Source organism: Pseudonocardia petroleophila (assembly GCF_014235185.1).
Classification (GTDB): Bacteria; Actinomycetota; Actinomycetes; order Mycobacteriales; family Pseudonocardiaceae; genus Pseudonocardia; species Pseudonocardia petroleophila.
In genome coordinates, this window is record NZ_CP060131.1 from 3015299 (window position 1) to 3036881 (window position 21583).

The 21583-nt window shown below is 73.8% G+C and carries 16 protein-coding genes; 4 read left to right on the forward strand and 12 right to left on the reverse strand.

The annotated features are described in order from the left end of the window. Nucleotides 1-148: 148 nt before the first annotated feature. Nucleotides 149-1345, forward strand: a complete 1197-nt coding sequence (locus H6H00_RS15085; protein ID WP_185721867.1) for a glycosyltransferase family 4 protein — start codon at nt 149-151, stop codon at nt 1343-1345. On the opposite strand, the gene H6H00_RS15090 is transcribed toward H6H00_RS15085, so the two are convergent. Next, nucleotides 1302-2609: a glycosyltransferase gene (locus H6H00_RS15090; protein WP_185721868.1), complete on the reverse strand. Its 1308-nt coding sequence runs from the start codon at nt 2607-2609 to the stop codon at nt 1302-1304. The two genes, H6H00_RS15085 and H6H00_RS15090, sit on opposite strands and share 44 nt — an antisense overlap. A 274-nt stretch (nt 2610-2883) precedes the next feature. Here H6H00_RS15090 and H6H00_RS15095 point away from each other — a divergent pair, with 274 nt between their 5' ends. The 3 genes from H6H00_RS15095 to H6H00_RS15105 all read left to right on the forward strand — a co-directional run bounded on the left by H6H00_RS15095 (nt 2884) and on the right by H6H00_RS15105 (nt 6602). Continuing rightward, nucleotides 2884-3774 (forward strand): hypothetical protein, encoded by an 891-nt coding sequence (locus H6H00_RS15095; protein ID WP_185721869.1) that lies wholly within the window; start codon nt 2884-2886, stop codon nt 3772-3774. Continuing rightward, nucleotides 3771-5417, forward strand: coding sequence for a choline dehydrogenase (locus tag H6H00_RS15100; RefSeq protein WP_185721870.1), 1647 nt, complete (start codon nt 3771-3773; stop codon nt 5415-5417). Before H6H00_RS15095 ends, H6H00_RS15100 begins: the two co-directional genes overlap by 4 nt. 66 nt (nt 5418-5483) lie before the next feature. Then, entirely contained in the window at nt 5484-6602 is a 1119-nt protein-coding gene (locus H6H00_RS15105; RefSeq protein WP_185721871.1) for a cellulase family glycosylhydrolase, read from the forward strand. A gap of 9 nt (nt 6603-6611) precedes the next feature. Here the strand turns inward: H6H00_RS15105 and H6H00_RS15110 are convergent, their stop codons facing one another. The 11 genes from H6H00_RS15110 to H6H00_RS15160 form a co-directional block, all read right to left on the reverse strand. Next, nucleotides 6612-7628 carry an acyltransferase family protein gene (locus H6H00_RS15110; protein WP_185721872.1) on the reverse strand — a complete coding sequence of 339 codons (1017 nt, stop codon included), beginning with the start codon at nt 7626-7628 and terminating at the stop codon, nt 6612-6614. Nucleotides 7629-8091: 463 nt separating this feature from the next. Beyond that, nucleotides 8092-10737 (reverse strand): MATE family efflux transporter, encoded by a 2646-nt coding sequence (locus H6H00_RS15115; protein WP_185721873.1) that lies wholly within the window; start codon nt 10735-10737, stop codon nt 8092-8094. 191 nt (nt 10738-10928) lie between these two features. Continuing rightward, nucleotides 10929-12113 carry a carboxylate--amine ligase gene (locus tag H6H00_RS15120; RefSeq protein ID WP_185721874.1) on the reverse strand — a complete coding sequence of 395 codons (1185 nt, stop codon included), beginning with the start codon at nt 12111-12113 and terminating at the stop codon, nt 10929-10931. 151 nt (nt 12114-12264) lie between these two features. Then, the gene (locus H6H00_RS15125; RefSeq protein ID WP_221775877.1) at nt 12265-13389 is read right to left on the reverse strand and encodes an amidohydrolase family protein; all 1125 of its coding nucleotides are present in this window, start codon (nt 13387-13389) and stop codon (nt 12265-12267) included. Continuing rightward, nucleotides 13386-14408 (reverse strand): NAD-dependent epimerase/dehydratase family protein, encoded by a 1023-nt coding sequence (locus H6H00_RS15130; protein ID WP_185721875.1) that lies wholly within the window; start codon nt 14406-14408, stop codon nt 13386-13388. The genes H6H00_RS15125 and H6H00_RS15130 overlap by 4 nt, the downstream gene beginning before the upstream one ends. Before the next feature lie 13 nt (nt 14409-14421). After that, on the reverse strand, nt 14422-15567 hold the full coding sequence (locus H6H00_RS15135; protein WP_221775878.1) for a DegT/DnrJ/EryC1/StrS family aminotransferase: 1146 nt from the start codon (nt 15565-15567) through the stop codon (nt 14422-14424). Next, nucleotides 15548-16267 carry a nucleotidyltransferase family protein gene (locus H6H00_RS15140; RefSeq protein WP_185721876.1) on the reverse strand — a complete coding sequence of 240 codons (720 nt, stop codon included), beginning with the start codon at nt 16265-16267 and terminating at the stop codon, nt 15548-15550. The genes H6H00_RS15135 and H6H00_RS15140 overlap by 20 nt, the downstream gene beginning before the upstream one ends. A gap of 79 nt (nt 16268-16346) precedes the next feature. Next, a complete protein-coding gene (locus H6H00_RS15145; protein WP_185721877.1) occupies nt 16347-17552 on the reverse strand; it encodes a glycosyltransferase in 1206 nt (401 codons plus the stop codon). A gap of 109 nt (nt 17553-17661) precedes the next feature. Next, nucleotides 17662-18609 carry a glycosyltransferase family 2 protein gene (locus H6H00_RS15150; protein WP_185721878.1) on the reverse strand — a complete coding sequence of 316 codons (948 nt, stop codon included), beginning with the start codon at nt 18607-18609 and terminating at the stop codon, nt 17662-17664. A gap of 24 nt (nt 18610-18633) precedes the next feature. Continuing rightward, complete coding sequence (locus H6H00_RS15155) at nt 18634-19779, reverse strand: cellulase family glycosylhydrolase (protein WP_185721879.1); 1146 nt, start codon at nt 19777-19779, stop codon at nt 18634-18636. Between the two features lie 78 nt (nt 19780-19857). Further along, on the reverse strand, nt 19858-21450 hold the full coding sequence (locus tag H6H00_RS15160) for a cellulase family glycosylhydrolase (protein WP_185721880.1): 1593 nt from the start codon (nt 21448-21450) through the stop codon (nt 19858-19860). Between the last annotated feature and the right edge of the window lie 133 nt (nt 21451-21583).

Below are 21583 nucleotides of genomic sequence, written 5' to 3' on the forward strand. Positions count from 1 at the left end.
ATCGACCGGGCGGTTCCCGTGACGACGGGGTGACCGTCGATCCGCGTGATCAGGCGTCGGTCGGCCGCCATACTAACCAATCGTGCTCACCGGCCCGTCGGTCGTCACCCGAAGGCGGCTCCCGGACGGTGGGCGACAGGATGGCGTCGTGGAAACGGGAACCGGACAGCGCTGGCTCGCGATCGCCGAGGAGGCCTTCGTCCCGGCCGACTCCGGAGGGCGGGTGGAGTCGCTCAACCAGCTGCGCGCGGCGCACGCGGCGGGCGTCGGGCTGCACGTGCTGGTGCCCGGCGTCGACCCGGGCGACGGCTCGCCGGAGCTGGCCGCGCACCGCGCCGCCCTGCCCGGGGTGACGGTGACGGCGATCCCGCGGCGCACCGGGCCGGTGTCGCACCTGTCCACGGCGCCGTACCTGTTCGCCTCCCGGCCGCTGCCCGCCGGGCTGGCCGCGTCGCTGCGGGGGGAGGGGTTCACCGCCGTGCTCGCCGTCAGCTTCCGGGTGGCGCACCTGGCCGTCGCGCTCGCCGGGGACCTCGGGGTGCCGGCGATCGTGCGCCCGCACAACGTGGAGTCCGCCTACTTCGCGCAGCTCGCGCGCAGCTCCCGCTTCCCGCGCAACCTGCCCTACGCCGCGGAGGCGTGGAAGCTGCGGCGCGCCGAGGCCGCGGTGCACGCCGACCCGCGGATCGCGGTGTTCGCCGAGATCGCCGAGGAGGAGGCAGCGACCCGGGCGGGGCTCACGGCCACCCCCGTGATCCACGTGCCGCCGTTCCTGCCGCCGCAGGACGGGGCGGACCGGGTGCACCGCACCGGGCCCGGCGGCACCGTGCTGTTCCTGGGGGCGCTGGACAACGCGAACAACTCCGGCGGCATCGGCTGGTTCGTCGAGCACTGCTGGCCGCGGCTGCGCGGCCCCGGCGTCGACCTGCACGTCGTCGGCCGCCGGGCGCCCGCGGCGCTGGTCGCCGAGCTGGAGGCGGCGGGGGCCCGCGTCACCGTCGACGCCCCGGAGGTGGCCTCGCACCTCGCCGCGGCCGACGTGTTCGTCAACCCGGTCCGGCACGGGGCCGGCATCAACATCAAGATGATCGAGGCGATGGCGGCCGGGCTGCCCGTCGTCTCCACGCCGGTCGGCGCGCGCGGCCTGCACTGGCGCGACGGCGAGCACCTGCTGGTGGCCGACGGGCCCGCCGCGTTCACCGCGGCCGTGCGCTCCCTGCTCGACGACCCCGCGCGGCGCGCGGGCGTCGCCGACGCGGGGCGCGAGTTCGTCACCGCCGAGCTGGACGGGGTGGCGCAGATCAGGCGCCTGGTCGGGGCGCTCCCGCCGCGACCGGCGCGCTGAGCCCGAAGATGTCGTCGTACTGCGCGGTGACGACCTCGCGGCCGTAGACGGACTGGAAGAACTCCACCGCGGCCTTGGACAGCAGGGAGTTGTGGGCGCCGTCGACCATCTCGTCGATCAGGTCGGGCCAGCGGGTGAGGTCGTCCTCGACGTAGCAGCCGCTGCCGCCGTCGTGCCCCACCGGGACGCCCTCGACGGAGACGGTGGTGGCCAGCGTGGGCACGCCCCGGGCCAGCGCGTCCAGCATCTTGATCTTGACGCCGCTGCCGAACCGGAGCGGGGCCAGCGACACCGTGGCGGTGGCGAACACGTCGTCGAGGTCGGCGACGAACCCCTCCAGCACGATGTTCGGGGAGTACTGCCCGACGAGCGCGAGCAGCGCGTCGCTCGGGTCCTTGCCGATGATCCGCAGCCGGATGTCGGGGTGGCGGCGCACCAGCTCGCCCATCGCGGCGCGGATGAACGAGCAGATCGCGTCGTCGTTGTGCGGGATGTTGAGGCGGCCGAGGAACACCAGCTCCGGCGGGTCGGCCGGCGCGCGCTCCGGCGGGGTGACCGCGGGCAGCATGCCGTGCACGACGCGCACCCGGTCGGTGCCGGCCAGGCGGCGCAGGCGGTGCACCTCGTCGACGTTGACCAGCAGGCTCTCGTCGAACCCGTGCACGACCCGGGCCTCGGCGCGGCGGATGCGGTCGCGCTCCATGCGCAGCACCGGCCGGTACACCGCGCGGTGGCGGATCAGGGACCGCAGCGGGGCGGGCACGTTGGCCGCGAACTCGCCGAGCGGGTTGATGTCGACGTCGCCGCGCTCGTCGACCGCGAGGATCCGGTCGTAGCGCACCGAGAACAGGTCGTCGAGGTAGAGGATCCGGCGACGCCCGCGCGGGGACTCGGGGGCGTGCTGGCCCAGGCGCAGCGTGTCGTAGACCTCGATGTCGGGCTGCAGCCACGTGACGAGGTGGTGGATCTGGTCGCGCAGGCTCGCCGCGCCGAACATCGCCTCCTGGACCGTGTAGGACCGGTCGGTCGGCACGCGGCGGGCGAGCGTGGCGAGCTGGCTGACCGCGCCGGGGCGGTCGAGCCGGTGGGCCACGCCGGGGAAGTCGGGGCGGGCACCGCCCGGGCTGTCGACGATCGCGTAGTGCACGTTCTCCGGGCCCAGCCGCTCGACGAGGTACTCCAGCAGGCCGTGCAGCACGACGCGCTTGCCGTTGTCGACCGGCACCGGCGCCGTCGCACTGATGATGAGCGCGGTCTCGGGCATTCCGCTCCAGGTGCGTCCGGTTCGGTCAGGTCCGTGAACTTCCACCGTAACAGCGGCTCGACTTCCGCCACCGCGCGACGTAGGCGTTCACGTTCGGGCCATCATCCGTCATCCGTTCGGGACCGTTCCCGGACCCTCCTCTGACGTGACGTACGTGTTGCGTGCTCTCCTTGCGTGACGACATCCTGGCCGCGCGTCACCCCCGACGGTCCGTTCGACGGACTATCGCGGAGGCGCAGCGCTCGTTACAGGTCCATCGGGGAAGGAGGTCCGCGTGACCCTGCGGATCGTCTACCGCTCCTACGGCGGCGACAACCAGAAGGACCGGCCCTCCTACTACGGCAAGCCGCTGGCGCTGAGATCGCTGCTGCGCGCCGCCGAGGCCGTCGACTGCGAGATCGTCTTCCTCAACGACGGCCCGGTGTCCGACGCGGTGCTGGACCTGATGCGCGGCCGCGGCGAGATCGTCGAGCTGCCCGGGCTGGGCCTGTTCGGCTCGCTGACGGCGGCCCTGCGGCTGCCCGGCGAGCGCGGCTGGCCCGACGACGACGTCGTCTACTTCTGCGAGGACGACTACCTGCACACCGCCGACGCGCTGGTGCGCCTGCAGGAGGCCGCCGCGCAGCTCCCCGCCGACTACTTCGCGCTCTACGGGACGCTGCCCGCCGAGCGCGCCGCCGGGCAGGTGAGCGACCCGTCGCACGTGCAGCCGCGGGGCTGGCGGCCGGCCGAGCGGCTCGTCGGCGACCAGGAGTGGGTGCGCGTGCTCGGGACCACCAGCACGTTCGGGGTCCGGGTGGCCGCGCTGCGCGCCGACATGTCGATCGTGCGGCAGGCGAGGATCCCGCACAAGAACATGTACCGCGACTGGGACGTCAGCCTCGCCTACCAGGGCTTCGAGCCCTACCGGTGGCGCGGGCTGCTGCGCGACCTGGTGCTCCTCACCCCGGCCGGCTCGCTCAAGGACCGCGTCCGCGCGGCCGTGCTGGCGCCGTTCAAGATGGGGATGAACCTGCGGTCGCACCGCAGGGCGTCGAACCGGCACGTGCTGATGGCGGCGTCGCCGAACCTCGCCACGCACCTGGAGACGGAGTACCTGGCGACCGGCCGGGACTGGGCCGCGGTCGCCCGGGAGACCGAGCAGTGGGCGGGGTCGCCGCGGTGACCCGCTCCACCTTCGACGTCGTCATCGTGGGCGGCGGGTCGGCCGGCTGCGTGCTGGCCAACCGGCTCAGCGCCGACCCCGCCACCCGGGTGCTCCTGCTCGAGGCCGGGCGGCCCGACCACTGGTGGGACCTGCTCGTCGAGATGCCGGCGGCGATGGCCTACGCGGTGGGCAGCCGGACGCACGACTGGCGGTTCGAGTCCGAGCCGGAGCCCCACCTCGACGGCCGCAGGCTGGTGCACCCCCGCGGCCGCGTGCTCGGCGGGTCCAGCAGCATCAACGGCGTCGTCTACCAGCGCGGACACGCCGCCGACTACGACCGCTGGGCGGCCGAGCCCGGCATGGAGCACTGGGACTGGGCGCACTGCCTGCCCTACTTCGCGCGCCTGGAGAACAGCCGCAACCCCGCGGCCGGCCCGAGCCGCGGTCGCTGCGGCCCCCAGGACCTCGTGCCCGCCCCGCTGGCGAACCCGCTGTTCGACGCGTTCCTCGGGGCCGCGCGCGAGGCCGGCTACGCCGTGACCGGCGACGTCAACGAGGAGCAGGAGGCGTTCGGCGCGTTCGACCGGGCCGTGCGCCGCGGCCGCCGGGTCTCCGCGGCGAAGGCGTACCTGAACCCGGTGCGCAGGCGCCCCAACCTGTTCGTGCGCTGCGAGTCGCACGTCACCAAGGTCGTCTTCGAGGGGCGGCGCGCGGTCGGCGTGCGGTTCCGCGAGGCCGGCGGGCCCGAGATCGACGTGCACGCCGGCGAGGTGATCCTCTCCGCGGGCGCGATCCAGACCCCGCAGATCCTGCAGCTGTCCGGCGTCGGCGAGGCCGGGCACCTGTCCGGCCTGGGCATCGACCCGGTCCTCGACCTGCCCGCCGTCGGCCGCGGCATGCAGGACCACCTCGGCATCCACCTGCAGAACCGCTGCACGCAGCCGGTGTCGATGATGACGATGCGCCACCGGCACCGCTGGCCCGTGATCGGCCTGCAGTGGCTGGTCGCCGGGCGCGGGCCGGGGGCGTCGTCGCAGATCGAGGCGGGGGGCTTCGTCCGCACGGACCCCTCGCTGGAGCACCCGGACCTGATGCTCGCGTTCGCCCCGATCGCGACGCGGACCGATCCCGCGTCGGTCGTCGACGAGCACGGCTACCAGCTCTACCTCATGGCGGCCCGCCCGGAGTCGCGCGGCACCGTCACCCTGCGCACGGGCGACCCGACCGACGCGCCGTCGATCCGCTTCAACTACCTGTCCACGCAGGCCGAGCGCGACTGGTGGCCCCGGGCGATCCGGGTGGCCCGCGACCTGCTCGACCGGCCCGCCTTCGCCCCGTACGACGGCGGCGAGACCGTGCCGGGCCGGGGGCTGTCCACCGACGAGGAGCTGCTCGGCTGGGTGCAGGCCAGCGGCCGCACCGGGCTGCACCCGACGTCGTCGTGCCGGATGGGCACCGGCGACGACGCGGTGGTCGACCCGTCCACGATGGGGGTGCACGGCCTCGACGGGCTGCGGGTCGTCGACGCGTCGGTGATGCCGTCGATCGTCAACGCCAACACCTACGCCCCCGTCATGATGATCGCGGAGAAGGCCGCGGACATGATCCTCGGCGCCACGCCCCCCGCTCCCGCGCCCACCGGGTCCGACGCTCGGGGTTGACACTGACGTTACGGAAGACCGTGCTAGCTTTCGCGCCGTGATCCAGAGAGCTCGGCACACCTGAACATGTCCGACGCACCTGGCCCCGACCCCACCACGAACCCGATACCGGCCGTCCGGCTGCCCGGTGGTCGCCGCCGTCTGGTGGTCGCCGCCGCGCTGGCCCTCGTCGTCACGATCGGCGTCGTCACGGCGGTCGTGGTGAGCCGCGGCCCGGCGACGTCGCCGGGCGGCGGCTCCCCGGGATCGCCCCCGGCCGCCGACGGTCTGGGCACCGACGTGCCGATCACCGTCGACGGCGACCGCATCCTGCGCAACGGCGAGCCGTGGTGGTTCCTCGGCTACAACTCGTTCGTCTGGTCGGGCAACTGCGGTGACTCCGACGAGCGCATGACGGCCGAGGACGTCGACGCCTGGTTCGCCTCGATGCGCCACGACGGGCACGGCGCGGTGCGGCTGTTCTTCTTCGAGAACTGGGACCTCGAGCGGCTCGACGCCGCCGTGGAGTCCGCGAAGCGCAACGACATCTACCTCACGATCACCCTCGACGACGCCATCGCCGGCTGCGGCGAGTCCGAGAAGGACGAGGACTGGTTCGACGACCAGGGCGAGCGCGACGCGTTCCGCAGCCACATGACGTCGCTGCTGGAGCGCTACCGCGGCGAGACCACGATCGCCTGGTTCGAGTACTTCAACGAGCCCGACTTCGCCGACGGCCGGCTGCGCGAGTTCTACGACGAGATGGGCGCGGCGGCCGACGAGGTCGACCCGGACCGGCTGTTCGCCAGCGGCACCATCGCCCCGTACTCGGTGGGCGAGGACGCCGACTTCCAGAACGTCCACGAGTCGCCGGGCGTCGACATCGCCTCGCTGCACGAGTACGACGAGAACGAGGTCGAGTCCAACCACGGCCCGGACACGCGGGGCAACTCGGCGGGCAAGCCGGTGATCGTCGGCGAGTTCGGGCTCTACGCCTCGGAGTCCGGCGAGGACTGCGAGCGCGACTTCGCCGAGCGCGCCGAGCAGGCCAGGGCGAAGGCCGGGGCGTACACCACGATCGAGGGTTACGCCGGGGCCCTGATGTGGGCCTGGCAGCCGGGTCCGGACAACGCGTCGGAGTGCGAGTACGGCAACCTCGACGTGGATCCGACGGTCCAGGACATGCTCCGCACGTTCACCCCCTGAGCGCCGGCGTCACCCGAGCGCGGCCGGCGTCCAGGACTTGTACCGCAGCGCGGGCGACTCGACCCAGGTCCAGCTGGCCAGGGCCAGCGCGAGCCCGCCCGCGAGCGAGGCCGCCGCGTAGACCGGCAGCGGCCACGTCGCGGCCCCGACGAGCAGCAGCAGGGCCTGCACCGGCCACGCGTAGACGTAGAGGCCGTAGGACAGGTCGCGGCGGGACCCGACGCGGTGCAGCAGCGGGCTCGCACCGGCCAGCAGCACCAGGTAGGCGACGGCGGCCGGGGCGATCACGACGTAGACCAGCGTCGACGCCTCGGGGGTGGCCGCCATCGAGGCCAGCACGACGCCCTGGACCAGCACGAGCACCGCGAGCGCGCCCCCGGCCGGCCCCATCGGCAGCCGCGGGGCCACGCGCGCCGCGACGGCGCCCGCGAGGAACATCGACCCGAAGCGCAGCGCGATCTCCAGGGTGCTGCTCCGGCTCGTCAGCTGCGCGCCGTCGAGCAGCTCGGACAGGGCGAACAGCCACACGGCCGCGGTGACGCCCAGCAGCGGCCACACGCGGTCGCGCAGCAGTCCCAGCGCGCCGAGCACGGCGACCGCGAGGTAGCAGGCGAACTCGTAGAACAGCGTGTAGAGCGACCCGTTGACGGCCTCGCCGCCGAGCAGGCCGGGCACCTCGAACTGGCGGACGAACAGGGCCGCGTTGCCGACGACGTAGGACAGCGCCGACTCCCGGCCCGTCCACGGGAAGCCGGCGAGGGTCCCGAACTCGAGCAGCGCGGCCAGCGGCAGCAGGACGAACGCGGTGACCAGGAGACAGGCCCAGAACCCGGGGAGGATGCGCAGGCAGCGGCGCCACAGGTAGCGGCCGGTCGACGGGGAGCCGAGCCAGCTGCCGACGATGAGGAACCCGCTCAGCGCGAAGAACCCGTCCACGGCCATCGTGCCCATGTCGACGTCGCCGCCCGTGAGGCGCCCGACCGGGTCCTCGTAGCCCTGGAACTTCAGCGAGTGGGAGACCAGCACGATCCCGGCCAGGCCCAGGCGCAGGGCGTTGACGCTGTTGCGGCGGGGATCGAAGGTCCGGGCGAGCGGGTCGTCGCGCAGGGCCGTCGCACCGCGCAGGGCGGTCGGGGCGTCGATGATCGTCTCCTTCCGAGAAAGCTACTCTCACGTGAGAGTAGACTTGCTCGAAACGGACGTGTCGCTCGCGGGTACCCCTCACGCCGGGTGAGTGATCCTCGGCCCGACGGGTGACGGGAGCGGTCGGCCGACGGCCCGGGGTTGATCTCGCAGCGGTGGGTGACGAGAGCGCGCGGCGGACGTGCGCGCGACGAGATCCACGGGAGCGGGGTCCGGTGGGGCGCGGAGCCCGCTGAGGTCCACCGCGGGGCGGGTGGGCCGGACGGCCGGATGCCCGGGGTGGGTCGGACGGCCGGGTGCCGCGGACACGCCGGGTGGCGCGCGGGTGGTCAGGCGCGCGGGGTGGTCAGGGGCGCGGGTGGCCGTTGCGCCGGGGTTCCTCGGGCTGGTCGCCGTCGTCGGGGGAGGGCACGCGGTCGCGGCCGCTGTGCGGGGCCGAGGGCTCGACCGGTCCCGGCCGGGCGTCGCCGTGGTGGCCGTTCCCGTTCGCCGGTCCGTTCCCGGACCCGTTGCCGGCCCGGGACCCGTTGCCGGAGTGCCCGTTGCCGTTCCCGGTGCCCGTGGCACCGCGGCCCGGGTGCCCGTTGCCGGTCCGGTCCTCGTCCCGGTGCCCGGTGGAGGGTGCGGGGCCGGTGGGGCGGGGCTGGTCGTCGCGGGGTGCGGGGGCGGGCTCGGCGCCCTGCCGGGCGGTCGGGCCCGGGTACGGACGCGGACCGGCGGGGCGGTCACCGTTCGGCCACGGCGCCGGTTCCTGCTGGTGCGGGCCCTGCGGGCGAGGGCCGTGCTGTCCCGGTCCCGGTTGTCCCGGTCCCGGCCGGTCGGAGCCCTGGGGGGCGGGACCGCGGGGGACGGGACGCGGGGGCATCGGGGCACCGCCCGGGCCGGGCCGTCCCTGGGGAACGGGACCCTGTTGCCCGAGACCCTGCCGACCGGGGGCGCCGGGACGGCCGGGGCCGGGACCACCGCGGTGACCGGGAACCGGTCCGCGGGGACCGGCGCCGTCGGGTCCGGCGCCGGGCGGGCCGGGGTTCGGGGGGAGGGGGTGCTGGGGGCCGCGGCCGTTCGGGCCGGGTCCCTGCGGGGCGAACGGGCGAGGGCCGCCCGGGCGCGGCGCGGGGGGCCGGGGCCCACCGGGGCCCTGCTGCCAGGGCCCGGTGCCGGGCGCACCCGGCGGTCGGCCGTAGGGCGCACCCGGGCCGCCGGGGGGCGGCCCGCCGGGGGTCAGGGGGCCGTAGGGACCGGGCCGGGCCGGAGCCGGGCCGGACCGCATCGGCTGGGGCTGGGGCGGGGCCGTCGACGGGGGCTGCGGCGCGCCGGTCGGCCGGGGTGCGGGCCGGCGCCGGTCGGCCGGGAGGGGCGGCGCCGTCGGCGACGGGACCGGGCCCTGCTCGCCGGCGACCGGGCCGCCGACGGGCCGCGGCGACGGCGGCCGGGCCGCGGTGGCCTGCGTGGCCTCCGCGTCGGACGGGGTGCGGGCGTGGGTGACCTCGGTGGCCTCGACGCCCGACCCGGTCCGGGCGACGGTGGCCTGCGTGGCCTCCGCGTCCACCGCAGCGTCACCGGCCGCGGCGGTCACCGGCGGCCGCGGACGCGGCGACGGCGAGGGCGCGCGCGGCTCGATCCGCGGCATGATCATCGTGGCCATCTGCGCCGAGGACAGGTCGTCCATGAAGTGCGCGGCGGACGGGGTGCGCGAGGCGGCCCCCGCCGAGTCGTCGACGGTGGGGTCCGGGTCGAGACCGGCCTCCTTGTCGAGGGTGTCGCGGCGCTTCTTCAGCTCGCGCCACAACCGGAAGAACCAGAACGGGATGACGACGAGGTTGGCGAGCGCGAAGCCCCACTGCGCACCCTGGGCACCGGCGAGCGTGACGCCGCCGACGCCGCCGAGGAACGTGAGCGAGCCCAGGACGATCTGGATCGGCAGCGTCGACGACGCGCGGTCGATGGCGTAGAGCATCACGACCGGGCCGATCGTGCCGCACGCGAACACCTGCGCGACGACGGCCGCGAACAGGATCTCCGAGGTGCCCTGCCACGTCTCGTCGAGCAGAAACAGGCCGACCTGGTCGGGCACGAGGAGGAAGAAGGCGCCCCAGCACAGGCCGAGGAAGGCGACGGCGCCGGACACCCCGGCGGCGGCGATCAGCCACTGCCGGTCGGTCATGGTCTTGCGCCGGCGGGAGAACTCCGGGATGGCGAAGCTCAGTGCGGCCGACGACAGGATCGAGGTCGGCCCGAGGATCAGCGCGGCGCCGCGCAGCGAACCCAGCGCCTGCACGGTGCCCACGCCGGCGATGACGAGCATCGCGCCCTGGTTGGCGCCGTGCGCGGTGGCGGCGGAGGCGAACAGGTAGCCGGTGAGGTCGCGGTGCTCGCGGAACCAGGCGGGCGCCTTGCGGGGGTCGGGCCAGGTGCCGGACTGCTTGATGCCGACGCCGACGGCGGCCAGCGCGGACAGGCCCCAGACCAGCAGCAGCAGGCCGACCGACTCCATGCCGAGCACGAGCAGCGCGGCCACCGAGGACAGCTGCGCGATCGTCCACATGCCGTCGCTCAGCGCGGCGGCGGACGGCTTGCCGCGGGAGAAGAACACGTACCGGTAGGAGTCCTGCACCACGACGATCGGCATGACCAGGGCCAGCGCGAGCAGCGCCGCCGACGCGGGGCCGCTGAGGAGCAGCCCGGCGATGCCGCAGCCGATGCCGGTGGCGAAGCCGATCACGAGCGCCGTGCCGGTGGCGTGTCCGGCCGAGCGGTGGCTCTCCGCCGCGTCGACGTCGGAGAAGCGGATGTTCAGCGGTGACGTCGCCAGGGCGCGGCTGCCGCTGATGACCAGCGCGAACACGGTGAACGCGACCGAGAACCCACCGAAGGACGGGGCGTCGACCGAGTTGGCGACCATGAACGACAGGATCGAGTTGGTCAGGCTGACCAGCATCTGGTCGCCGAGGTTCCAACCGGCCCGCCGGGCGACCGCGGGGATCTTCACCATGCGCGCACGACACGGCGACATCGCAGGCCGTGAGGTCGTGCCGGCATGGTCATCTCCTCCGTCGCCCGGGTCGGCCCCGGGGCGCACTCTCCGCCGCCGTCAGGGTACCGGCCGTCGGAGCGGACCGGACGGCGTGGGGAGGTGCCGTGCTCACCCGTTCGGTGGAACGGGGGCGACGGTCGGACCGGAGATCAGGCGCTACGGCGCCGGGTGTCGCGTTCGGGGGTGATGCGTGCCACGGGGGTGGTCTCGACGGTCGTCGCGGCGGGCCGGCCCCGCAGGCGCATCCACTGCTCACGCGCGATCCGCGAGACACGGCGCCGCACCATGGTGCCCAGCATCGAGAGCGCAGGACGCGGGTCGCGGAGCGACACGATCCCGAAGTCGCGAGTACCCCGCCAACTCCGGAGCACCTCCCCCCAGGTCTGGTCGTGCGACGACGTCCGGGCGCGCACCGCCAGCCACTCGATGTCGGGGAGCATCGAATGGCGGCCGTCGACCTGCGCGGGCTGCGGACCGAGGGGGATACCCGCGGCGGTGGCGTAGAGGCGCCAGGACCCGTCGACGCCACACGCCTCCGCCACGCCGAAGGAGCCCGGAACGCGAACGTTGATCTCGATGAGGTAGAGCTCGCCCGTGCCCGCGTGGCGTTTGGTCTCGCACGAGGAGACCCCGAAGTAGCCGACGTGATCCAGGATCCTGCGGTTCATCGCCAGGGTGCCGGGAACCGACTTCGACGAGGTGAGCGAACCGACGCCGTAGTCAGGCGGCCACTGCCGGAGCTTGTGCCGGCCGTACTCGAGCGGATAGTCGCCGCCGCGCCCCCGAACGGTGACGGCACCTTCGAGAGCGGTCTCGTCTCCCGGGACCAACTCGGTGAGCAGGAACGCGACCTGGTTCTCGAGCAGGGCGTCCGCCATCGTCATGAGCTCGTCACGGGAGTCGACCTGCACCGTCCCGTGTCCGAGGATCGCCCGGGCCCGGTGGCCGAGGGCACCCTTCAGGACGCAGGGGTAGGTGACGGCGCTGTCGATGGCCCGCAGTTCGGTGTGGGTCGAGATCCGGTGCATCCACGGTGCGCGCACGCCGATCTCCGCCGCGAGCTTGTAGAGCTCGTACTTGTCCATCAGCGCGGTGTGCACGCCGTCTGCGGATTCGAACGTGCGGATGGAGTCGGGCAGGGCCGAGCGGTTCGCACTGACCCATTCGCTCGCCGCGTCCGAGCCGCAGATCACCACCCCGCCACCGGAGTCGGCGAGGCACCGCATCGCGTCCAGCCACGCCTGCGAGTCGCCTCGGGGGTCCGGCATGACCTTGCCGTGCACTCCGCGGCTGGTGAGCATGTGGGAGTTGGCGGCGGCGGCCAGGAGGTGCACGTCGCACCCCCGGCGAACGAGGACCCGAGCCATGGTGAGGCAACCGTCGTTGGGATCCAGGAAAATGGCCCGCGGGTGGGTACTCGAATCTTCTGTCATGTGTTGTCCGGATCGTCCGTGTTCTGGTAGAGGGCGTTTCGGGGCAACCAAGCTACACGCGCAGTCCGGGCACGACGCGGCGGGCGTTGCCGGCGTAGATCCCCTGCAAGAGGCCCTCGTCGAGCCCCAGTCCGTACACCGACCAGCGACCCTGCTGGGGCGGGTTCGCGCCGTAGTCGAAGTACTCGTCGGTGCTCTCCAGGAGTCGGAACCAGGTGCGGTACTGGTCGTCGCGGAACGGGAACGAGTCGGTGCCCCACAGCACGCGGTCGGGGTGCCGTGCGAGGAACGCGGCGGCGGCGCGCGGCTGGCGGCCCAGCTCCGCCTCGCGGGCGGACAGGTCGACCGTGAGGTTGGGGAGCCGGTCGAGCATCCGCGAGGCGCGGTCGAGGTCCTCCGCCGAGCTGGCGACGTGCGCGCCGACGAACGTGGTGCGCGGGTGCGCGGCCACCACCCGCTCGAACGCCGTGACGAGCTCGTCGTGACCGGGGACGTCGCGGGAGCCGTGGTGCCAGTCGGGGTGGCGGGTCAGCTCCTCGAACCGCTCGTTGGTGCGGTCCACCGGCAGCCAGAACGCCTTGGGGTCGGCGGTGTGCATGAGGACCGGGAGGTCGAGGTCGGCCGCGGTCTCCCAGACGTCGTGCAGGCGGGGGTCGTCGGGCTGCACGAGCAGGCCGTCGTGGTCGCGGACGTCGAGACCGAGGTCCTTCCAGACCTTGATCCCGCCCGCGCCCGCCGCCTTCGCCCGGTGCAGCATCGCCGGCAGCAGCTCCGGGAAGCGGCGGTCGGTGAGCAGCGACCAGTCCAGGTGGCAGAAGGTGAGGAAGCGGCCGGGGTGCGCGCGGTCGTAGCGGTCGAGGTTGGCCTCGAGCTCGGCGTCCCAGCGGCCGTCGAGGTTGACGATCGTGGTGACGTTCAGCTCGTCCATCGACGCCAGCAGCGCGCCGACGTCCGGGGCCATCCAGGCGTGGCCCTGGTTGAGCCACAGGCCCAGGTGGTTGTGGACGTCGACGGCCGCGACGCGCGCCCGCCCCACCCGCGTCTCGTCGGTGACGAGAGCGGAGCGCGGGGCGTAGCTGTGCAGGAGCTGGCGGCGCACCGCCACCTCGTTGCGGGCGAGGCCCAGGCGGCGTCCGACCGCGTGGACCACGCGCGAGGGCGTGATCCGGCGGCTCACGCGCGCGGCTCGAGGTGGTGCACCTCGTAGTTGCCGTACCGGACGTTGCCCGCGACGTCGGGGAACACGCCCGCCTGCACGGCCGCGGTGAGCGAGGCCAGGTAGTCCTGCACCGTGTGGTCGACGGTGAAGCCGAGCTTCTCGGTGATCTTCGCGAACGAGACGCGGTAGTTGCGGGGGTCGGTGTCGCCCTCGCGGTAGGCCACCTCGGCGTCCGGGACGTGCTTCTGCACCTCCTCGACGATCATCCGCTTGGTGAAGCACTGGGAGGTGTCGCCGACGTTGAACACCTCGCCGCGGACCTTCTCCGGCGCGGAGGTCAGCACCGTCAGCACGGCCTTGGAGATGTCGCGGATGTGGCAGTACGGGCGCCAGGTGTCGGCGTCGAAGACGAGCAGGTCGGCGCCGGAGGCGATCTCCCAGGCGAACTGCGAGACCGTCAGGTCGAAGCGCATGCGCGGCGACAGGCCGTACGCGGTGGCGATCCGCAGGACCGTCATCGAGGCGTCGGTGTGCGCCGACTGCTTGAGCAGGTGCTCCTCGACCTCGATCTTCGTGCGCGCGTAGAGCGACTGCGGGTTGAGCTCGCTCTCCTCGTCGGCCAGCGACGCGGAGTCGTGGATGCCGTAGTTGCTGCAGGTGGAGGTGAACACGAAGCGCCCGACGCCCAGGCCGTCGAGCGAGTCGATGATCGCCTTGGTGGCGTCGGCGTTCACCTCCTGCGCCAGGTCCGGGTACTTCTTGCACACCGGGTCGCCGACCAGCGAGGCCAGCATGACGACGTCGGTGGCGCCGCGGGCGGCCGCGGCGAAGACCTCGGCGTCGCGCAGGTCGCCGCGGTGCAGCGTGACGCGCGGGTCGTCGAGCACCGGGGCGAGGGAGAAGCCGTTGTCGTAGACGAACTGGTCGAGCACGCGCACGGAGGCGCCTGCGTCGAGCAGCAGCGGCACCATGACGGAGCCGACGTAGCCGGCACCGCCGACGACGAGGACGGTGCGGTCAGTGAGATCGAAGGCCACGTTCGTGATCCTTTCAGAGTGCCTCGCGGAGCGAGGTCACCACCCGCTCGACGTCGGCGGGGGAGAGGCGGGGGTGCAGGGGCAGGGTGAGTTCGCGGTCGGCGAAGGCGTCGGTGTGCGGCAGCTCGGTCGCGCCGAAGGCGTCGACGTAGCGGCTGAAGCGGTGCACCGGCGGGTAGTGCATCGAGCTCTGCACGCGGACCGCCCGCAGCGCGGCCATCACGGCCGTGCGGTCGGAGCCTGCGGGCAGCAGGACCGGGAGGATGTGCGCGGTGCTGGTGTGCCCGGCGTCGAACGGCACCGTCACCGTCGGCAGTGCGTCGGCCAGTGTGGCGCGGTAGGTGTCGGTGAGCTCGCGGCGGGTGGCGTTCCAGCCGGGCAGCCGCTCCAGCTGGACGATCCCGACGGCCGCGCGCAGCTCGTCCATCCGGAAGTTGTGCCCGAACTCGACGACGTCGTAGCCGACGGCCCGGCCCCGGTCGCGGTCCAGGGTGCTCGCGGTCATGCCGTGCGCGCGCAGCAGCCGGATCCGGGCGAGCCGCTCGGGGTCGCGGGCGATCACCATGCCGCCCTCGGCGGTGGTCATGTTCTTGTTGGCGAAGAAGCTGAACGCGGCGGCGTCGGAGAGCCCGCCGATCTCCCCGGCCATCCCCGCGACGTGCGCGGCGTCCTCGAGCAGCAGCAGGCCGTGCTCGTCGGCCAGCGCGCGCCAGGCGGGCAGGTCCATCAGGTAGCCGCCGTAGTGCATGACGACGATCGCGCGCGTGCTCGGCGTGATCTTCGCCCGGGCGTCGTCGAGCGACATGTGCGGGCGGTCCGGGCCCTCCAGGTCGACGAACACGGGGGTGGCCCCGGCGTGCACGACCGTGGCGGCGGTGGCGACGAACGTCATCGACGGGACGAGCACCTCGTCGCCCGCGCCGACGTCGAACGCGGCGAGCATCAGCGAGAGCGCCGCGGTGGCCGAGTTGACGGCCACCGCGTCCTCGACCTGCTGGACGCGCGCGAAGTCCTCCTCGAACCGGCGCACCCGCGGACCCATCGCGAGCCAGCCGCTGTCGATCACCTCGGCCAGCGCGCGCTTCTCCGGCTCGCCGAGGATCGGCGCCCCCAGCTCGATCAGCGGGAGCGTGTCGGTCTCAGAGGTCAGCGACGTCATCGCCCATCCCGTCCATCATCGTCGTGAGCTGGGTCTGAGCCCGGCGGAGGTCCTCGATGCGCCCGATGTCGACCCACCGGCCGTCGTGCTCGTAGGCGTTGATCGGCCGCCCCTTCTCCAGCATGACGGCCATCAGCTGGTCGAACCCGAACGCGCCGGTCGCCGGGATGTGGTCGAACACCTCGGGGCTCATGCAGTAGATCCCGGTGCTGACGTGGAAGACCTCGGTCGGCTTCTCCTGGAAGCCGACGACGCGGCCGCCGTCGTGGGTGATCACGCCGTAGGGGATGTTCACCGTCTGCGGCGTCAGCACCACCGTGAGGGGCCCCGGGCTCGCGTCGTGGAACTCCAGGACGCGCGTGAGGTCGAGGTCGGTGTAGACGTCGGAGTTGGAGACGAAGAACGGTCCGTCGAGCCGGTCGCGCAGGGCGCTCAGCGGTCCTATGGTGCCCAGCGGCTCGTCCTCGCCGACGTAGTCGATCGTGACGCCCCACCGGCTGCCGTCACCGCAGTAGCTGCGGATCAGCGGGCCGAACGAGCTGACGGTGATGACGACCTCGCGCACTCCGGCGGCGGCGAACTGGTCGAGCAGGTTGTCGACGACGGTGCCCTTGCCGATCGGCATGAGCGCCTTCGGCAGCACCGTCGAGTACGGCGCCAGCCGCGTCCCTCGGCCCCCGGCCTGGATGACGGCCTTCACGTCCCCCACAACTTCTCCGATTCCTCGTTGGTGCGGTCCGGCGCGGGCCCCCGCCCGCACGCCGGTTGGTGCAGCGCCGTCAGGCGACGGACGCGGGTGCCCGGCGGCGGGCCGAGCGGGAGCGGGTCAGGTCGGCGAGCAGGTCGTGGATCGTGCGGGCCGACCGGGCGACGTCGAACGACAGGGCGTGCTCCGGGCCCCGCCGGGCGCGCTCCCCGAGCACGGACGGCTCGCGCAGGTGCCGCTCGATGGCCGCGCTCAGCTCGTCGAGCGCCCCGACCGCGACGAGGTCGCCGTAGCGGCCGTCCTCCAGCAGCAGGTCGACGCCCGTGCCGCACCGGGTGGCGACGATCGGGACCCCGACCGCGAGCGCCTCCAGGATCGTCAGCGGCATGCCCTCGGAGTTCGAGGAGAGCACGAACAGGTCGGCCGTGGAGGTGATCGGGTACGGGTTGTCGACGTAGCCCGCGAGCTGCACCGTCCCCCCGACGCCCTCCTCGGTGACGACGGCGGCGATCTCGTCGCGGACCGGGCCGTCCCCGATGATGACCAGCCGGTGGTCGACGCCCGCCGCGAGCACCCGGGCGTGGGCCCGGACGAGCAGCGGGAAGTCCTTCTGCACGCTGAGCCGGCCCTGACCCACCACGACGGGCGGGGTGCCGGCCGGGCGCGGGTCGGCGGGCGCGCCCACGGCGGGGAGCCCGGCGGCCTCGCGGACCCTCCCGACGTCGATGCCGTTGACGACGACCGTCACCCGCTCGGCGGGCAGGCCGTTGGCGACGACCCCGGGCACGATGCTGTCGGCGACGCTGACCGCGGCGTCGACGTGGGCGTGCACGAACCGGGTGAGCGGCTGCACGGGGCGCTTCACCCAGGTGGCGATCGAGTCGTCGAGGTCGGCCTGCACCAGCACCGCCATCGGGCGACGGGCGATCCGGGCCGCGACGTAGGCCAGCAGCAGCCCGATCCCGGTCTCCGATCCGGCGAGCACCACGTCGGCCCGCCGTGCGCGGCGGACCAGGCGGGCCAGCGCGGCCGGCCAGGTGTTGCGGAACCTGCTGCCGCGGGCGGACAGGAAGGAGACCGGCACGATCGGGTCGACCGGGGCCAGTGCCACGTCGTCGACGTCCTGCACCGCGACGACCTGGGCGGGGGAGCCCGCCAGCCGCCACTGCCGCGCGTACTCCAGGGCCACGCGGACCCCACCGTTGTCGCGCAGGGAGTCGGCGACGACGAGGATCGTGCGGCCTTCGGGCGGGTGGCCGTCGGCCATCTGATCCGCCAACACATCCTCCTGCTGATCGGGCGAACGACTGCTCCCGACGAGCCGCTCGGCTCGCGTCGACGCGCGTCCAGTCTGTCAGCCGAAGGTGTGAGGCTCAGATGAGGGCGGCCTAAGTCGTGACACCCGCGGGCGCGCCGCGCCAGAGCCCGGTGACGTAGGCGGCGTGCTCGGCCGCGAGCCCGGTGCGCCCGCGGGCCCGGGCCAGCAGGTAGCGCGGGGCGTAGCCCAGGCTCAGGGCGAGCCGGATCCCCAGGACGGTGGATGCGGGATGGTGCAACCGGACGTATCGGACCAGTGACGCACCGCGCAACCGGAGCATGTGGGTCTTGCCGTCGCCCGAGCCGCCGCCCAGGTGCGGCACCAGCAGATCGGTGCGGACGCGCTGGCGCAGCCCGGCCTCGCGCAGGCTGCGGCCGAACGCGACGTCCTCGTTGTAGACGAAGAACTGCTCGTCGAAGCCGCCGAGCCGGTCGAAGGTCGACCGGCGCACCGCCATGCAGGCCCCGCTGAGCCAGTCCAGCTCGATCGGCTGCCCCGGCACCGGGCGCGCCCACAGCCCCGCGGTCGGGAAGACCTTGTGCGCGCCGACGGCGTGCACGAGCGCCCGGCCCGCGGTCGGCTCCCAGCCGCCGACGCCGATCTCGACGCTGCCGTCGGGCAGCACCGTCGTGGCGCTCACGGCGCCGAGCCCCGGGTCGGCGGCGACGTCGGCGGCCAGCGCGTCGAGGATCTCCGGGCTCGGCGAGCTGTCCGGGTTGACGAAGATCACGATGTCGTGGGTCGAGGTGCGCGCACCCAGGTTGGCGCCGGAGGCGAAACCGCGGCCGGGGCCGTCGAGGTAGCGGACGCCGGGCCGCCCGGCCACGACCTCGGCCAGGCCGTCGACGCCGCGACCGTTGTCGACCACGGCCACCGGACGCCCGGGCAGCGCGTCGAGCAGCGCCCGGACCAGGCCCGCGCTCTTGTAGGCCACGAGCACGATCTCGTAGTCGAGGCCCCGGGTGCGGGGGTCGGCGTCGGTCGCTGCGGGGTCGGAGGCTGCGGGGTCGGCTGACACGACGGGCAGGCTACCCGCGGCCCGTCACCCGAAGGTGCGCAGCGCCTCCTGGCTCGGCTCGTCCTGGTCGAGGTTGCTGATGTCGCAGCCCCCGGTGCCGGGCTGCCACGCCCAGGCGAGCGCCCCGGCGTAGCCCGCGGAGGTGTCGGTGTAGACCTGCGCCTTCTCGGTGATGAGCGCGGCCCGGCCCGCGTAGTCGACGTCGCAGCCCGAGCCCGCGGTGATGCCGTACTCACCGACGATCACCGGCTTGCCCCCGGAGTTGGCGCGGACGCCGGGGCCGTGGTTGGACTCGACCTCGTTCTCGTCGTACTCGTGCAGGGAGGCGATGTCGACGCCGGGGCTCTCGTGGACGTCGCGGAAGTTGTCCTCGCCGTCGAGCCAGTAGGGGGCGACGGTGCCGGAGGAGAAGAGGCGGTCGGGGTCGACGGCGTCGGCGGCGGCGCCCATCTCGTCGTAGAACTCGCGCAGGGCGCCACCTTCGTAGGAGGGCTCGTTGAAGAACTCGAACCAGGCGAACGCGGTCTCGCCGCGGTAGCGCTCGAGCAGCATCTCCATGTGCGCCCGGAACGTGCTGCGCTCCCCGCCGTCGGCGAACCAGGACTCGTCCTTGTCGTTCTCGCCGCAGCCGCCGATGGCGTCGTCGAGGGTGAGGGCCAGGTACACCTGGTGCTCCCGCGCCGCGGCCACCGCGGCGTCGAGGCGGTCGAGGTTCCAGCCGTCGTAGAAGAAGAGGCGCACGGCGCCGTGGCCGTCGTGGCGCATCCCGGCGAACCACTCGTCGACGTCCTGCGCGGACATCTTCTCGTCGTCGTTGCCGCAGTCGCCGGACCAGACGAAGGAGTTGTAGCCCAGGAACCACCACGGCTCGCCGTCGCGGACGATCCGGTCGCCCTCGACGGTGATCGCGGGCATCGCACCGCCGGGCGCGGAGCGGGGGGCGGGGCGGTCGGCCGTGGCGGCGGGGGAGTCGGGGGCGCTCGTCCCGGACCGCGCCCGGGTGGAGGACGCCGGCGGGGCGTCGCCGGGGGCGCCCGGCCGGACCACCGCCCAGAGCTGCGAGGGCAGGACCACGGCGAGGACCAGTGCGACGGCGAGCGCCACCCGTCGCCCGCGCGGGGGCGGGGCGGCGGGTGGCGCCGGTCGTTCCAGGTGCTGGCTGGTGGGCATGGGGGTCCTCGCGGTGCTCGTCGGCGGCGAGGACCACCTTGCGCGTCGCGCGCCGTCCGCGTGGGCGAACGCCGAGGATCACCCGATCGGCGCAGGCCGTCCCTCGGACTCGCCGTCGGCCGGCTCCTCGGAGGAGGAGTCGTCCCCGGCCGGCTCCCCGGAGGAGGAGTCGTCGCCGCCTGCGTTGTCCCCGCCTGCGTTGTCCCCGCCTGCGCTGTCCCCGCCGGAGCGGCCCTGGTCGGCGCTGTCCTGGTCGGAACGGTCCTCGTCGGTGCCGTCCTCGGCGGGGGCGTCGGTCGTCGTGCCGCCCGAGCCGGTGGCGTCGCCGACCACGTCGCCGACGGTGTCGCCGACCTGGCCGATCACCTCGTCGAGGCGGAAGGCGCGCAGGACGTCCTGGCTCGAGGTGTCGCTGTCGAGGTTGCCGAGCTCGCAGCCGCCGCCGCCGGGCTGCCAGGCCCAGGCCAGCGCACCGGCGTAGCCGTCGTCCGTGTTGGTGTAGGCCTCGGCCTTCTCGGCGAAGCGCTCGGCGCGCGACTCGAAGCTGCTGTCGCACCCGTCGCCCGCGGTGATGCCGTACTCACCGACGATGGTGGGCTTGCCGCCGGAGTTGGCGCGGACGCCGGGGCCGTGGTTGGACTCGACCTCGTTCTCGTCGTACTCGTGCAGGGAGGCGATGTCGACGCCGGGGCTCTCGTGGACGTCGCGGAAGTTGTCCTCGCCGTCGAGCCAGTAGGGGGCGACGGTGCCGGAGGAGAAGAGGCGGTCGGGGTCGACGGCGTCGGCGGCGGCGCCCATCTCGTCGTAGAACTCGCGCAGGGCGCCACCTTCGTAGGAGGGCTCGTTGAAGAACTCGAACCAGGCGAACGCGGTCTCGCCCTTGTAGCGCTCGAGCAGCATCTCCATGTGGGCCTGGAAGGTGTCGCGCTCGGACTGGTCGGCGAACCAGCCGGCCTCCTTGTCGTTCTCCCCGCAGCCGCCGATGGCGTCGTCGAGGGTGATCGTCAGGTAGACGTTGTGCCGCTTGGCCGACTCGACGGCGGCGTCGAGGCGGTCGAGGTTCCAGCCGTCGTAGAAGAAGAGGCGCACGGCGCCGTGGCCGTCGTGGCGCATCCCGGCGAACCACTCGTCGACGTCCTGCGCGGACATCTTCTCGTCGTCGTTGCCGCAGTCGCCGGACCAGACGAAGGAGTTGTAGCCCAGGAACCACCACGGCTCGCCGTTGCGCATGATGTTGTCGCCCTCGACCGTGATCGCCGGCATGGCGTCGGTCGCGGGCTCGTCGGCGGGCTCGTCGGCCGGGGCGTCCGTCGGCTCGTCGGAGGCGGTGGGTTCGTCGCCGGCCGGCTCGTCCGAGACCGGCTCGTCCGTCGGCTCGTCCGCAGCAGGCTCGTCCGCGGCCGGCTCGTCGGAGGCGGTGGGCTCGTCGGAGGCGGCGGGCTCGTCGGAGGGGGAGTCGTCGGCGGGTGCGTCCCCGGTGTCGTCGGGCGGGGGCTGCGTGTCCCCCTGCTGCACCGCGACCGGCACCGGCGCGTCGAGGACGCCGGACGCGGCACCGGCGAGGGCGGGTGCCGCGGGGAGCAGGGCGAGCGACAGTGCGGCCACCGCCGCGCCGAGCAGGCGCCGCGACGGGCCGGAGTGCCGGCGGGAGTGGGTGCCGTTGCGGTTCATGAGCCGTACCTGCCTCTGCTGTGCCCGGTGTCCGGGAACGATCGACGGGGGAGCACGACCGACCATGCAGGGGCTGTTACCGCTTCCCTAGCGTTCTCCGTCGAACGGGGGACTCACGAAGGGGGGACACGGA

Excerpts from the sequence above, each read along its gene's own strand:
- H6H00_RS15090 (WP_185721868.1), bottom strand. The coding sequence starts at position 2,609 with ATGCCCGAGACCGCGCTCATCATCAGTGCGACGGCGCCGGTGCCGGTC.
- H6H00_RS15105 (WP_185721871.1), top strand. The coding sequence starts at position 5,484 with ATGTCCGACGCACCTGGCCCCGACCCCACCACGAACCCGATACCGGCC.
- H6H00_RS15115 (WP_185721873.1), bottom strand. The coding sequence starts at position 10,737 with ATGGTGAAGATCCCCGCGGTCGCCCGGCGGGCCGGTTGGAACCTCGGC.
- H6H00_RS15135 (WP_221775878.1), bottom strand. The coding sequence starts at position 15,567 with ATGACGTCGCTGACCTCTGAGACCGACACGCTCCCGCTGATCGAGCTG.
- H6H00_RS15155 (WP_185721879.1), bottom strand. The coding sequence starts at position 19,779 with ATGCCCACCAGCCAGCACCTGGAACGACCGGCGCCACCCGCCGCCCCG.
- H6H00_RS15160 (WP_185721880.1), bottom strand. The coding sequence starts at position 21,450 with ATGAACCGCAACGGCACCCACTCCCGCCGGCACTCCGGCCCGTCGCGG.